The sequence below is a fragment of the Arcobacter sp. s6 genome, from assembly GCF_040884245.1.
Classification (GTDB): domain Bacteria; phylum Campylobacterota; class Campylobacteria; order Campylobacterales; family Arcobacteraceae; genus Aliarcobacter.
The window spans coordinates 1-14,787 of the sequence record NZ_JBEVTN010000001.1; the positions used below are offsets into that span (position 1 = coordinate 1).

Sequence of the window (14,787 nt, forward strand, 5' to 3'; positions counted from 1 at the left end):
TATGGCTTCTAAATTACCGGATGTAACTTCACAATAATTACTTATCTTTTAGCATTGTATAGTGAAGTTCAAGGCCATTTGAAGTAGCTACAAATCCATTTACATTTATACTCCCATCATGAACCATTTTATGGTGTTCTTTACATAATGGAATAAGGTTATATTTGTGGTTAGCATTTATATGCCCTATAAAACCTTCTTTATTTGCTCTTGCTTGTTCTTTTATGTGGTGGACATCATCACAAGCACGCCCACATATCACACAACTTGATGCAAAAACATTATTGTTATATTTTGATGTTTTTCTTTGTGTTAATCTCTCAATTGAAGAGTAATCATCGGTTAATTTTTTTCTAATATCATTAGCTACAGATAAAAATTCTTTATCCATATGTAAAGATTTTGCATACTCTAATCCATACATAGAAGAGCCACTTCCATATGAAAGTTTTCTATCAAAAATTAGTTTGTCTTCATCATCTTTATACATAACAGATAAATGAAGTGCTATTATATTTTTTAGTTTAGCAATCTCTTGGATTTCAGGAAGTTGATGTAAATGGGTTGCAAAAACAAAAATAGCTTCAAGTTTTGAAAGCTTTAAGATAGAACTAGCAACTATACTTAATCCACTCATGGTCTCTGTACTATGTGAAATTTCATCACCTAAAATAAGGGAGTTTTTAGTGGCTCTATTAAATATGTTTTTAAGTTCAAGCATCTCAACTGCAAAAGATGATAATCCTTTTGCAATATTATCAGCTCCACTAATTCTAGTGTAAATTGCATCAAAAATAGAAAATCTCATAGATTTACATGGTACATAAAATCCTGCTTGTGCCATAATAACTGCAATTCCAATTGCTTTCATAAGTGATGATTTTCCTGATGAATTAATTCCATAAAGTAAAACACCATGCATTTTATTATTATATATATTTACAGGATTTGAATTTTTAATAATTACATTATCTTTGTACTCTTTAGAAGCCAATGATAATTCACCTAAAATAATATCATTAGGTACATAAATACCCTGCTCTTCATTTGCTTCAATTATTGGATGTCGTAAATCTATTAACTCTAAGAAGTTTTCATTCTCTTTTGTTTTTACTATTTTTGGACAAGAATAGTTATATTTTTTTGCCATTTTTATATTAGAAACTGTTAAATCAACTTCTGCAATAAATTGAACTAACTCTTCAAGCAAAATTGCAAATTTTTTCTCAAATTCAGCTATTTTTTCTTTAAAAACTAGTTTATTTAACTCTATAATTTTTCGCAAGTTATGAACATATTTATCTGAGATATCTTCAGTTAATTTACAAAAGATTTTTACAGAGTTTGTTTGAATTTTTATTGTAAAATCTTTAAATAAATATAACTCATCATCCACAATCAAATGTGAATTCATAATCTCTTGCTTAATTAGATTAAATCTATTTTTTGTTAAAGTTAAAAAAAATCCTTCTTTATCAAGTCTATTTATTCCAACATAATTTACATCATCAGATTTAACATAAGATAAAATATGATTTCTTAAAAGCTCAAGCTTTGAGTATAAAATATCATTTTGTGTATTTAACTCATCAATTTGAGTATTTATTCCCTCACTTATCATATTTACTTCAACATCTTTTAGCATATATTTACCACTTATGCTTAAATCAAAAGTTGAATCAATTGATTGAATAAATAAACTTAAATCAGCACTAGAACAAGGTGGTGTTATAAACTTATAATTTTCCATAAAAGTTACAACTTCTTTGATACTAAGTAGTGAATCATATAGATAATTTAACTCAAAAGGATGAAGTCTATTTAGTTTTATTCTTCTTGTTAATCTTTCAATATCATATATATTTGCCAATTCATTCTCTATTGGAGCATGATAATCATATAACTCTTTTGATAGGGCAAGTCTTCTTAAAATCTCTTTACTATCTTTTACAGGATGGGAAAGTCTCTCTTTTAAAAGTCTTTTTCCCATAGCTGTTGAAGTATTGTTTATTAATTTTATTAAACTTGGATTGTGACTTGTTTCAATTACGTTTAGTTGCTCTAAAGCATTATTTCCAAGATAAATATATCTGCTAACATCGAGTTTTTGTGGATGGGATAATTTTTGAATAATATTTGAATCATGACCAATTACAAAATCAATTAAAACAGCCAATGACTCAGTACTAAGAGGAACTCTTTCCATATCAAGATGTTCAATTGAAGTTAAAAGAGATTCAATATTAAATACATTTTTAAATAGTTCATTTTGATAAGATATTTTTGGTCTAAAATGTCCTATATGAAAGGTTTTTAAAGAGAGTTCTAAATAATCTAAAACCTCTTTTTGATTGATATTTTTATCTGCAAAACTTACAATTATTTCATTGGTTTTGTGCATATTCATATAATTAAATACTTCATCAAGTGCAAAGAATTTATCTTCACTGGTTCCATGAACTTCATTGTAATAACACTTTCCTGTTGTTACATCAATAGCACTATAACCTACTAAATAAATACCTCTAATTTGATCAATTAGAAGTGAAGTAATATTATTTTCATCTTGATCAAGTACAAAATCAAAGTTAGTTCCAGGACTTACAACTGTGTCTAAATATCTTGTAACATTTGGCGGAATTCCCTTTTGTTTGATTAGGACAACTGTGTATTTTTGCTCAGCAATTATTCTTGCTAAATGTTTTTCAAGTGAGATTGCAGGAACTCCCGCCATTATAGGGTTTTCTTTTGAGTTTTCTAAAATAGACTTATTTTTTCTTGTTAATTGAATATTTAAAAGTTCTGCAATCTCTTTGGCTTTACCTATTTTTTCTTCATCATTATTTACTTCATAAACTTCAAAGAATGTTCCTATTTCCATAAGAACAACAGTATTTTTTCCATACTTTTTTTCAAATAATTTTTGAAGTTTAAAATAAGTAATAGTTAATAAATCTTTTTTATTAGCTAAAAGTTCTGCTACTTCTTCTCTCACTTAACTCTAACTCCCGTCCAATTTCTAATTAAACTTCTTTGCTCTTTTGTTAAATCAGCCTCTTTATGTGCATAAATATAACTTGGAAGTGGCATAGAAGCGTATGCTGTTCTATAAATATCTTTTAACTTTTTCTCTTTTTCTTCTTGTGTATAGTTTTCCCAAGTTGAAAAATTTAAAGCTTTTCGTCCTTGGGTAACATGATTTGTTACTACCCAAGAAAAAGGAGCAATATTTGAATACCAAGGCCATTTTGTTTCATTTGAATGACAATCATAACATGCATTTTGGAGAATTTGTGTAATTTCAATTGGAGTTTGTATTTCCATATTTTTTTCAACTGCAATATTAATTCTATCTGGTCTGATAAATTGCATTACAATAAAAATTATTAGAAATATAAATAAAGCTCTTTTCATTATTCTTCACACATCAAATTATATGGTCTTTTTAACTCTTCAATAAACAGAGCTATACTCATATTTCTTCCATATCTTTTGAACTCTTTCTTATCAAAAAAAATCAAAGTAGTTGGGATAGAAAATACAGTAAAATGACTTGTTATTTCTTTATCTAGATCAGTTTTAACTTCAAAAAGTTCAAACTTTGGAAAATTTTTTATAATCTCCTCTTCTATTTTAGGTTTTAATACCTTACAAACAGAACAATTTTCACCTGAAAAATAGACTAAAATAGGATTACTTGTATTAATACTATTTTGTATCTGTTCTAATTTCTGAATTATCTTCAAAATCATCCTCTATTTCATCTCCAACACATTTCATTGGATTATTTTTATTTAAATTAACTTGATATGCTCTTTCTTTAAAAATATCTTCTTTTGTTAAAGATATTCCTTTCATATGAGATAAAGGAAAAGCAAAAGCTACACCTTTCCCTGTAGTTGTAATATGAAGAGAATGAATTACTGATTTTATAACTTCATTTACTAAATATTTTGGTAATAAAAATAATAAAACTACATCTTTTGCTTCAAAAGAAGTTCTATAAAAATTAGCCATTTCTTCAAGTCCAATTCCATCTGCATTTAATACAGTTACACCTGAAGCCCCAGCTTTATGAGCTGCAGTAATTGCGTCAACTTTCTTATCAGAAGGAACAATTATAACAACAGCAGAAAACTCTAAAGATAATGAATGTCTAATTGATGAACCATCAATATTAACAGTTGCTAATTCCATATTATCAGCATCAACTAACTTATCATGTAATAACTCTTCTTCCTCAATTTGAGTGTTTGATTTAACTTCAAGCTTCTCAATTAAAATACCATAAACCATAACTGTAATCATAGGAAATAATGAAGCAAAAGCAATAAGTCCAAATCCATCAATTAAAGGATCTCTTCCCTCAATATTTGTTGCAAGTCCGATTCCAAGAGCTGCAACTAAAGGTACAGTTACAGTTGAAGTAGTAACCCCTCCACTGTCATAAGCAATTGGAATAATATATTTTGGAGCTATAAAAGTTAAAATAATTACCACAATATATCCAACAATAATATAATAGTGAATATGGCCACCATCAACTATTCTAAATGCACCAAGAGCAATACCAATAGCAACTCCTAGAGCTACAAAAAGTCTTAATGCAAAATCATTTATTTTCCCATCACTTATTTCTTTTGCTTTTTTGGCAATAGCAACAAGAGCAGGTTCTGCCATAGTAGTAGAAAATCCAATTGCGAAAGCGAAAGCATATATCATTAGAACTGATTCTGATTTTGTAAGTTGATAAGCCATTGTTTCACCAAGTGAAAACAATCCCATCTCAAGACCTAAAATAAATGCATACAATCCAAAAATTACTAAAATAAATCCTAAAAATACTGTTTTAATATTTTGAATAGGCTTTTTTAAAACTGCATATTGAAAAAATAAAATGATTACTAAAATCGGAACTACATCTTTTACTACAGATACTAATCCACTAACTACACCCGAAAGAGAAACTTCTGTTGGAGTAGAAACCGTAGCATCAATAAGCACATCAGTAACTGCAACTGCATCTACTAGATTATAAACTGCAATTCCATAAATTTGCACAAAAATCATAGGAGTTAATGAAGCAAAGGCAATAAGTCCAAATCCATCAATTACTGGATTTCTTCCTTTAATATTTGAAGCCAAACCAATACCTAAAGCTGCGACTAAAGGAACGGTTACAGTAGAAGTAGTAACACCTCCTAAGTCATAGGCAAGTCCTATTATCTCTTTAGGAGCAAAAAAAGTAACACCAACTACTAACAAATATCCAATAATTATATAATAATGAATTGGATGACCTTTTATGATTCTAAATACTCCAAGAAGTATTGCAAAACCAACAGAACCAGCAACCACAAATCTTAAAATTGTAGAATCTATTCTTCCACTTGAAATCGAAGCTGCTTTATCAGCAATAACTGCAAGTGCAGGCTCAGCAATAGTTGTTCCAAAACCTATTAAAAAACCAAAAATTAAAATCCATGTTATCCAACCTGATTTTGCAAAATCCCTCGCTAATCCTTCACCAACAGGAAATACTCCAATTTCAAGACCTTGTAAAAAAATAGCTAAACCTACTCCTACAATTCCTAAACCAATCGCTGTTCCAAGCCAACCTTCAGGTACATTTTGAATAATTGCTAATTGAAAAAAAAGAATTACAAGTATAATAGGTAATAAATCTCTAAAAGACTCCCGTAAAAGCTTAAAAAAAAAGTTAAACTGCATCATAGTAATTAAAATCTTTTATGAATTTATTTATATTTTCTTTGTGTTCAAATGTTACCAATATAGCTCCTAAAGATTTATGATTTATCTTTAATAATATTTTAGTATCTTTATTCAAATTTTCTACTGAAAGTATTATTAAAGAAAGTTATTATTTATAATAAAGTATTGAGATTATAAAATCGAATTAAAGTTTTAATTAACAGAAAAAAATAGATTTAATTATAAATTAAAAATACAAAATAGCATTGCTACTTTGTATTTTTATTAAACTTGATGCTCACTATTTTTAGATAATCTTTCTTTTTGAGATAGATATGAATTTAATGCACCTAAATAAGCTTTAGCAGTTGCAAGCATAGTATCAATACTTAATCCATGTCCTACAAATGCTGGACTTGTTTCATCAAAAGATACTCTAGTAGTTACTTTTGCAAGCGCATCTTTACCTTCAGTTACGGATGTTACTTTATAATCTTTTAACTCTCCTGTATAACCTGTTAATCTATCTATTGTTTTAAAAATCGCATCCATAGTTCCATCACCAATAGCTGCATCTTTCATAATTTGATCTTTATATTTAATAGCAACAGCTGCAGTTGGAACACCAGCTGTACAATCTGAAATTTGTAAACCTACTAAATCATAAGTTTTATCTTGATTTAATGACTCATCAGTAATTAACATTCTAACATCATCATCTGTCACATCTTTTTTCTTATCAGCTAAAACTTTAAATCTTTCAAATGCAGCGTTTAATTCTTCGTCACTAACTTTATCAAATCCCATATGAACAATTTTATCTCTAAATGCTGCTCGACCTGAATGTTTACCTAAAATTAAAGTTGAATCTTTAAATACTCCAACATCTTCAGGTTTCATGATTTCATATGTTTCTTGATGTTTTAAAACACCGTCTTGGTGAATTCCACTTTCATGAGAAAATGCATTTTTACCAACAATTGATTTATTTTGTTGAGGCTCAACTCCAGTTACAGTTGCTACTAATCTTGAAGTTGCATAGATTTCAGGAGTATTAATAGTTGTATATAAATTTCCAAAGGCATCTTTTCTTGTTTTTATAGCCATAACAGCCTCTTCTAAAGCTGAATTTCCAGCTCTCTCACCTAATCCATTAATTGTAACTTCAATTTGTCTAGCGCCATTTAAAACAGCAGCTAAAGTATTTGCAGTTGCTAATCCTAAATCATTGTGATTATGAACTGAAATGATCGCCCTATCACCTGCATATGCGCTTAATTCTTTAACCATTGCACCTAATTCATTTGGTAATCTATATCCTACTGTATCTGGTAAGTTAATAGTTCTTGCACCTGCATTTATAACAGCATCCATAACTTCTTTCATAAATGGAATTTCAGATCTTCCTGCATCTTCTAATGAAAACTCAACATCATCAACAAATGTTCTTGCATACTCTACCGCATGAATTGCTCTTTTAATTACTTCATCAGGACTCATTTTTAATTTATATTTCATATGAATTGGAGATGTTGCAATAAAAGTATGAATTCTATGTTTAGGAGCTTTACAAACTGCTAAACCTGATTGTTTAATATCATTATCAATAGCTCTACTTAAAGAACAAATACTTGAATTTTTAACCATCTCAGCAATTCTACTAACTGCATCAAAATCACCAGGACTAGCAGCTGCAAACCCAGCTTCAATTACATCAACACCTAATTTTTCTAATTGTAATGCAATTTTTATTTTTTCTTCAGTGTTCATTGAACAGCCAGGGCTTTGCTCACCATCTCTTAATGTTGTATCAAATACTATAATTTTATTTTTATCCATTGTGTAAACCTTTTAAAATGTTAAATATTATATCTTTTTTTATATGAAAAAAAGAAAAACAGAATTTTGATTATTTATTATAAGTTGTAATAATAAGAAATTTATTATTAGAGAGAAAAAGAAAGAAGCAGAAGAGAGTTAACACTTTTGATGAAATGGTTATTTGAAAAATTAAATATTTTCATATATCTCTCCTTGTTATTTTTGAATTGCAACAAGTATAATTAATTTAGTGGGATTTGTCAAGAGTTTTTGTTTTTTTCTAAGAGAAAATATTTCTATTTTCTCTTATTCTTTATTGTTTTTTTCTTCTTCAGTTTCTATTTTTGCTTCTTGTGTTTCGTCTGATTTTGTTTCTTCAATTTTTGTTTCTTCTTTATCTTTACTTACAATCGCATCTGTATGTAAATCGCCATCTTCAAAAACTGTTCCACCATTTTCTTTGATAATCTCTCTTACTCTTTCACCTGAAATTACTTCGATATCTAATAACTCAGCTGTCATTTGCTCAATTGCAGCACTATTATCTCTTAATTCTTGTAATACAATTTCATATCTTTCATTTAAAAGTTTTTTAGTATGATCATCCAAATCTTTAGCCATTGCATCTGAAAAATCTTTTTGAGTTTGTCCACCTAAAAATTGATTAGTTCTTTTTTCTAATACCATAAGTCCAGCAATATCACTCATACCATAAATAGTTGCCATTGATTTTATAATTCCAGTTGCTCTTTCAAGATCATTACCAGCACCTGTTGAAATTTCACCAATAAATACCTCTTCAGCCGCACGACCTCCAAGTAATACATCAACTTCAGCTATAAGCTCATGTTTTTGCATTAAATATTTATTCTCTTCTGGAGTATTTAATGTATATCCAAGTGCAGCTAGTCCTCTTGGAACAATTGATACTTTATTTACCTTATTTGCACCTTTTGTAATTTCAGCAATTAAAGCATGCCCTGATTCGTGGTAAGCTACTATTTTTCTCTCTTTTGGAGAAATTCTTCTTGATTTTTTTTCTAAACCAGCAATTTGTCTTTCAACTGCTTCTTTAAAATCACTTGGATCAACTTGATCTTTTGAAGCACGTCCTGCAAGTAATGCAGCTTCATTAATAATATTTGCTAAATCAGCACCTGCAAGACCTGCTGTCATTTTTGCAATCTCTTTTAAATCTACATTTTTCCCAAGTTTTACCTCTTTAATATGTACTTTTAAAATTTCAATTCTACCTTCAAAATCTGGTTTATCAACCAATACTTGTCTATCAAATCTTCCTGGTCTTAAAAGTGCAGGATCTAGAACTTCAGGTCTATTAGTAGCAGCTAATACAATAACAGGTGCATGCTCAGTTGAAAATCCATCCATTTCAGCTAAAAGTTGATTTAATGTTTGTTCTCTCTCATCATTTCCACCCATTGGACCACCACTGGCTCTACTTTTACCAATTGCATCAATCTCATCAATAAAAATAATTGCAGGTGCAACTTTTTTAGCTTGTTCAAATAAATCTCTAACTCTAGAAGCTCCAACTCCAACAAACATTTCAATAAATGCAGAACCTGAAACCGATAAGAACTCAACATTTGCTTCTCCAGCAACTGCTTTTGCTAATAATGTTTTACCAGTTCCTGGAGGGCCTACTAATAATACACCTTTTGGAATTTGTGCTCCAAGTCTAACATATCTATCTGGTGATTTTAGGAAATCAACAACTTCTTGAACTTCTTCTTTAGCCTCTTTATTTCCAGCCATATCATCAAAAGTTACATTTGGTTTTTCAGAATTAATCATCTTTTTAGATGAACCAATTCCAAGAATACCTCCTGAACCTCCGCCCATAGATTTTTGCATTCTTTTTGCAATAAACATCCAAATAGCAAAAAAGATAAAAATTGGTAAAACCCAACCAAATAAAATATCAGCTAAAATATTTTCTTCATTTATTCCACCATAATTAATTCCATTACTTTCTAATGAGGAAATTAATGTTTCATCAGGAATAACACGTCTTGCAGTATAAGTAGTTGCTTGTCCTGATCCCATTTTAGAAACTGCTCTTATTTGAGTATTTCCTATTCCAACATATTCTATTTTTCCAGAACTAATTAATTTTTTTAAATCTGAATATGCAATTGTTTTATTTTGTGTTTGTCCATAAGCTTGCATATTTGAATTTGTTGCACTTCCCATTTGATCTTCTGGAAAAATTGCTTTAAATGCAAAAATAGTAACAATTGAAAAAATTACAAAAATCATTAATGGATTATTATTAAAAAAATTATTGTTTCCATTGTTATTGTTATTTCCGTTACTATTGTTATTGCTATTATTTTTGTTATAGTTATTATTATTTTGTTTTTTAGCCATAAACTAAGACTCCTTATTTTTTTTAAATATTACTGTTACCCATTCATTTTTGTGAATAAGTTTTATTTGCTCTAAATCTTTGAATTTGCTTAATACTCTATTTATATGTTTATCTAAAATTCCTGAAATAATCAGTAATCCATTTTCATTCATGCATTTTTTTAAATCACTTGCAATCATAACTAATACGTCAGCCACAATATTTGCGATTACTACATCATATTTTTTTGTTGCTTTATTTGTAGAACCAATCCATGAATCATTAAAAGTAACATCATTTAATGTAAAATTTGATTTTGTATCAACAACACATACTTCATCTGTATCACAAATATCAACTACACATCCTTTTTTAGAAGCTGCGATTGCTAAAATCCCACTTCCTGTTCCAACATCTAAAACAGTTTGTTTTTCATTTACAAACTCATCAATAGCTTCAATACAAGAAGATGTAGTTTCATGGTGACCTGAACCAAAAGATAAAGCTGGATTAATTATAATATCAATTTTACCTTCTTTTTTTTCTTCCCAAGACGGTCTTATAAAAAAGTTTCCAACTTCTACAGATTTAACAGATTCTTGATATTGTTTTATCCAATCAATGTTTTCTTTTTTTTCATATGTAATTTTGCAATTAATTGCAAGTGCATTTGCAAATTCTTCTATTCCAAATTTTAAATCATCAAGTTCTTCTTCACTTCGAATAATTACTGCTCCATCATCTTCTTCAATGGCATCCGTAGTTAAAGAATCAACTAAATCTAAAAAAAGTTCATAATGATTATCTGGTTTGAGTGTTAATTCAAAATAATATTTAGACAAATATTTCCCTTATTAAAAATTGTACATAATTTCTTTATTTATATAAAGTGCAATATTTTATCCAAATAACTTTTGAATCATATTAAAAAAGCTTAAAAAAAGTTGTCTATTAGATCTCGCATAACATCAATATCAGAGATTTTATTTACAATATCTCTAAATTCGTTGGCTCCCGTATAACCTTTTGAGTAAGAGTGTAATAATTTTCTAAACATAATTGCACCATGAGGACCGTGAAATTTAAGCATTGCATCAAAATGCTCTAAAATTATCTCTTTTTTCATTTCATTAGAAATATTATCAACACCATGTTTTAATTGATAAAATACCCAAGGTTTTCCTATGGCTCCACGGCCTATCATAACTCCATCTGCATTTGTGTATTTTAAAACTTCTTTTGCTTTATCGTAATCTTTTATATCACCATTTGCAATAACAGGAATACTTACAGCATCTTTCATAGCTTTGATTGCATCATAATCAACTGGAGCTTTATATTTTCCAGCTCTTGTTCTTCCATGAACAGATACAAAATCAACTCCACAAGCCTCAACAGCTTTTCCAATCTCAACTGGAATTTTATCATTAACTCCAAGTCTTACTTTTGCAGAGGTATACTGTTTTTTAGAATATTTTTTTACGGTAGATAAAATTTCTTCTAGCTTCTTTAAATCACCAAGAAGATTTGATCCACTCCCATGATTAAATACTTTAGGAGCAGGACAACCACAGTTTAGATCTATTCCATCAATTCCTTCTACATCATTTAAAAGCAAAACAGCATCACGAACTAATTCGACACTATTTCCAGCTATTTGTACAAAATATGGATCTTCTGTTGGTGATTTTTCTATCATTTTAAGTGTTCTTGCAGATTTATAGACTAAGGCATTTGAAGAAATCATTTCTGATATAGTTAAATCCGCACCAAATTTCTTAACTACTGATCTGAAAGGTAAATCAGTATATCCAGCAAGGGGAGCCAACACCATAAGGGGTCGGCTAAAGTCTAATTTTTTATTCATTATTTATATGATATCGCTTCTAAATTGTAATATTTTCCAGCTTCTTTTAAATCTAAAAGAGCTTTAAATGCTGTATATTCATTATCAGGTGTTGCAGAAATTATTTCTCTAACTTTTTCAATCATTTCATACTCACATAAAACATGTAAATAAGCAGGTGTTGCTTCTTCTAGTTCTGCTGATAATTTTTCAAATAATGAAATTATTTGATCTGGTTGTAAAATAGATTCATAATTTTTTGCTAAAGCTAGATAATCATCTTTTGTATAATTTAAGTCTTTTACAATTTTTATTATCTCATCAGGTGTAAACCCAAATTCATTGTTTGCAGCATCTTTTTCAAAAAGTTTTGTAGCTAATTCTTTATCTAATTTAATATTTTTATAAAGCTTTTTAACAGTAGTCATACTCTTATCTTTTAAAACATTTTCAAAAGATTGTCTTACTACATTTGAAGAATAATTTTCAGGTTTTTTTAGAACATCAACTGCGAAATCAATTTGTTCATTTACTTTATTTAACATGTTTAAATTAGCTAAAGTTGTAGTTTCATTTACTTTAAATGATTTATCATTTACATATTTTCCATCTCTAACGTCTTGAATACTACCAACTATTTTATTTAATTCTTCATCAGATGATGTAAATCGATCATCAGTAATATTAAATTTTAATTGAGAAAGAATAGAATATAGATTTTTAAAATCTTTTGTTTTAAATTTACTATTAGTTGTTTTTTCTAATAAGTTAGATTTAATAAAATTAATCATAGTTTCATGATCTTTATTTATAGCTCTTGAATTAAAAAAACTGCAAGTTCCATAAAATAATATATGTGCATAAGTTGCAATTGCTAATAATGCCAAAGGTAAAATTACCCAAACAGCAATTGGTAAACTAAGAGAATAAGTAAGCATAGTAATATTGTAATCACCTAACTCTAGACTATGTACATAGCCAAACACTACAATAATTAAAATTATTGAGAAAATAATATATTTTTTAAAACCCATTTTCTTTCCTTTTTTTAAACTAACTTTTTATTTATTTTCATTATACAAAAAATATAATAAATTACTTATGATATGGATGATTATTTTGAATGCAAAGAGCTCTAAATATTTGTTCACATAAAACTACATTTGCAACTTTATGTGCCATAGTTAAATCACTTAATGAAATTACACTATCACATTTATTTAAAAAATCTCTTTGAAATCCAAAGGCACCACCTATAAAAAAATTAACTTCATTTTTATCATTAATTAGTGAAGAAAAAGCATAAGTATCAAGCTTTTTTCCTAATACATCTAGTGCAATATTGTAACCTTTTAATAGTGGCTCATATGTTTCACTATATGACTGTTGTGCTTCTTTTTCACCTATAGTTTGCGCTTTTCCTATATTCTTATTAAATATATAATGAACTTCAACTTTTGAATATTTTGAAGACATTTTTATAAACTCTTTTATTAGTGTATCAAATTCATCTTTTGATGGTTTTATTATTGAATATATATTTATTTTACTCATTATAAAAAGCACTTCCAACTACATTAAATCTGATATTTTCGATATCATCATTTATTTGAACTCCACCAATTGCACATACAGGATGTTTTGATATTTTTGCTAAATATGAAATTTTAGAACCTAAAATCGTACTCACATCTTTTGTGTTAGTATTTTTATAAGCACCAAGTCCAATCATATCTAAAGCTAATTCATTAGCTTCTAAAATTTCTATTTCATTATGAGTTGATAAACCTAGAAGCTTATCTTTTATTTTCATTCTAATTAATTTTATTGCTAATTTTTTATCTTTATGAATTTTAGAAAAATCTTCTTGACCTAAATGTAAACCATCTGCATAATTTATTAAATCTATTTTATCGTTAATAATTATTGGAATATTTAGTTTTGATTTTAAATACAGTAAGTTTGATTTTTGCTCTTCAATAGATAAAATTTTATCTCTATATTGAATAATTTTTACATCACTCTTTTTACATAAATTCACAAAATTTTCTAAAGATATATTTTTTTTAAGAAGTGTTTCATAATCGCATAAAACATATAGGTAGTTAAAAGCTTCGAGTTTAAAACCCAAAGCTTTTTCAAAATTACTTAACATTAATATTAAGAAATCTTTTCTTTTTGAAACATACTTAGTAAATCTGCTAAAGTTTGTTTCATATCAGCTCTATTAACAACCATATCAATAGAACCTTTTTCAAGTAAAAATTCAGCTCTTTGGAATCCTGCTGGTAAATCAGCTCCAATTGTTTGTTTAATTACTCTTTGCCCTGCAAATCCAATTAATGCACCTGGCTCTGCCATAATAATATCACCTAAAAATGCAAATGAAGCGGAAACTCCACCCATTGTAGGGTCTGTTAATACAGAGATATATGGAAGTTTTGCATGATCAAGTCTTTTCAAAGCTGCTGATGTTTTAGCCATTTGCATTAAAGCAAATGTTGACTCTTGCATCCTTGCACCACCTGATGCTGAAACTATAATAAGACCTTGATGTTTTTCTATAGCTCTATTTACAGCTCGCACAATTTTTTCACCCTCAACAGAACCTAAGCTCCCTCCCATAAATGAGAAATCAAATACTACCATTTGAACAGGAATTTGGTTTATTGTAGCTTCTCCACTAACCACAGAAGATGTTCTTCCTGTAGTTTTAAGTGCTTCTTCTACTCTTTTTTTATATGAAGTTTTATCAACAAATTTTAAAGGGTCATTTGGTTTTAACTCAAGATCAAATTCAACAAAACTATCTTTATCAGTTAAAATCTCAATTCTTCTTTTTGCCCCAATTCTCATATGAAAATTACATTTTGGACAAATATTATCTTGATTTTCTACCTCTTTAAAAAACATTAATGCACTACATTCAGGACATTTTATCCAATGGCTTGGTGCATCTTTCTTTGTTGGTTGTTCTTTCGATTTACTATCAAAAGATATTTTACTAAATAGGTTTCTTAAATCCATTTTAATCCTT

Annotated in this window: 13 protein-coding genes; all 13 read right to left on the reverse strand. The window is 28.3% G+C overall.

The features are described 5' to 3' along the window. Positions 1-37 precede the first annotated feature (37 nt). The 13 genes from ABVS04_RS00005 to accD all read right to left on the reverse strand — a co-directional run bounded on the left by ABVS04_RS00005 (position 38) and on the right by accD (position 14,777). Positions 38-2,995, reverse strand: a complete 2,958-nt coding sequence (locus ABVS04_RS00005) for a DNA mismatch repair protein (protein WP_368028593.1) — start codon at positions 2,993-2,995, stop codon at positions 38-40. Then, positions 2,992-3,414 (reverse strand): heme-binding domain-containing protein, encoded by a 423-nt coding sequence (locus tag ABVS04_RS00010; protein WP_368028594.1) that lies wholly within the window; start codon positions 3,412-3,414, stop codon positions 2,992-2,994. The genes ABVS04_RS00005 and ABVS04_RS00010 overlap by 4 nt, the downstream gene beginning before the upstream one ends. Continuing rightward, positions 3,414-3,746, reverse strand: a complete 333-nt coding sequence (locus ABVS04_RS00015) for a thioredoxin family protein (protein ID WP_368028595.1) — start codon at positions 3,744-3,746, stop codon at positions 3,414-3,416. The genes ABVS04_RS00010 and ABVS04_RS00015 overlap by 1 nt, the downstream gene beginning before the upstream one ends. After that, complete coding sequence (locus ABVS04_RS00020) at positions 3,709-5,733, reverse strand: DUF1538 domain-containing protein (protein ID WP_368028596.1); 2,025 nt, start codon at positions 5,731-5,733, stop codon at positions 3,709-3,711. Before ABVS04_RS00020 ends, ABVS04_RS00015 begins: the two co-directional genes overlap by 38 nt. After that, positions 5,720-5,848 carry a hypothetical protein gene (locus ABVS04_RS00025; RefSeq protein WP_368028597.1) on the reverse strand — a complete coding sequence of 43 codons (129 nt, stop codon included), beginning with the start codon at positions 5,846-5,848 and terminating at the stop codon, positions 5,720-5,722. Before ABVS04_RS00025 ends, ABVS04_RS00020 begins: the two co-directional genes overlap by 14 nt. Positions 5,849-5,997: 149 nt before the next feature. Then, on the reverse strand, positions 5,998-7,551 hold the full coding sequence (locus ABVS04_RS00030; RefSeq protein WP_368028598.1) for a 2-isopropylmalate synthase: 1,554 nt from the start codon (positions 7,549-7,551) through the stop codon (positions 5,998-6,000). A gap of 288 nt (positions 7,552-7,839) precedes the next feature. Continuing rightward, on the reverse strand, positions 7,840-9,813 hold the full coding sequence (gene ftsH, locus ABVS04_RS00035) for an ATP-dependent zinc metalloprotease FtsH (protein ID WP_368028781.1): 1,974 nt from the start codon (positions 9,811-9,813) through the stop codon (positions 7,840-7,842). Positions 9,814-9,927: 114 nt separating this feature from the next. Beyond that, entirely contained in the window at positions 9,928-10,746 is an 819-nt protein-coding gene (locus ABVS04_RS00040) for a 50S ribosomal protein L11 methyltransferase (protein WP_368028599.1), read from the reverse strand. A 92-nt stretch (positions 10,747-10,838) separates the two neighbouring features. After that, positions 10,839-11,771 carry a tRNA dihydrouridine synthase gene (locus ABVS04_RS00045; protein ID WP_368028600.1) on the reverse strand — a complete coding sequence of 311 codons (933 nt, stop codon included), beginning with the start codon at positions 11,769-11,771 and terminating at the stop codon, positions 10,839-10,841. After that, the gene (locus tag ABVS04_RS00050) at positions 11,771-12,784 is read right to left on the reverse strand and encodes a hypothetical protein (protein ID WP_368028601.1); all 1,014 of its coding nucleotides are present in this window, start codon (positions 12,782-12,784) and stop codon (positions 11,771-11,773) included. The genes ABVS04_RS00045 and ABVS04_RS00050 overlap by 1 nt, the downstream gene beginning before the upstream one ends. 61 nt (positions 12,785-12,845) lie before the next feature. Continuing rightward, positions 12,846-13,304, reverse strand: coding sequence for a 23S rRNA (pseudouridine(1915)-N(3))-methyltransferase RlmH (locus ABVS04_RS00055; RefSeq protein WP_368028602.1), 459 nt, complete (start codon positions 13,302-13,304; stop codon positions 12,846-12,848). Beyond that, entirely contained in the window at positions 13,297-13,905 is a 609-nt protein-coding gene (locus ABVS04_RS00060) for a thiamine phosphate synthase (protein WP_368028603.1), read from the reverse strand. Before ABVS04_RS00060 ends, ABVS04_RS00055 begins: the two co-directional genes overlap by 8 nt. Before the next feature lie 5 nt (positions 13,906-13,910). Then, positions 13,911-14,777 (reverse strand): acetyl-CoA carboxylase, carboxyltransferase subunit beta, encoded by an 867-nt coding sequence (accD, locus tag ABVS04_RS00065; RefSeq protein ID WP_368028604.1) that lies wholly within the window; start codon positions 14,775-14,777, stop codon positions 13,911-13,913. Between the last annotated feature and the right edge of the window lie 10 nt (positions 14,778-14,787).

Coding starts and splice junctions, on each gene's coding strand:
- ABVS04_RS00010 (WP_368028594.1), bottom strand. CDS start 3,414: ATGAAAAGAGCTTTATTTATATTTCTAATAATTTTTATTGTAATGCAA.
- ABVS04_RS00020 (WP_368028596.1), bottom strand. CDS start 5,733: ATGATGCAGTTTAACTTTTTTTTTAAGCTTTTACGGGAGTCTTTTAGA.
- ABVS04_RS00030 (WP_368028598.1), bottom strand. CDS start 7,551: ATGGATAAAAATAAAATTATAGTATTTGATACAACATTAAGAGATGGT.
- ftsH (WP_368028781.1), bottom strand. CDS start 9,813: ATGATTTTTGTAATTTTTTCAATTGTTACTATTTTTGCATTTAAAGCA.
- ABVS04_RS00045 (WP_368028600.1), bottom strand. CDS start 11,771: ATGAATAAAAAATTAGACTTTAGCCGACCCCTTATGGTGTTGGCTCCC.
- ABVS04_RS00050 (WP_368028601.1), bottom strand. CDS start 12,784: ATGGGTTTTAAAAAATATATTATTTTCTCAATAATTTTAATTATTGTA.
- ABVS04_RS00055 (WP_368028602.1), bottom strand. CDS start 13,304: ATGAGTAAAATAAATATATATTCAATAATAAAACCATCAAAAGATGAA.
- ABVS04_RS00060 (WP_368028603.1), bottom strand. CDS start 13,905: ATGTTAAGTAATTTTGAAAAAGCTTTGGGTTTTAAACTCGAAGCTTTT.
- accD (WP_368028604.1), bottom strand. CDS start 14,777: ATGGATTTAAGAAACCTATTTAGTAAAATATCTTTTGATAGTAAATCG.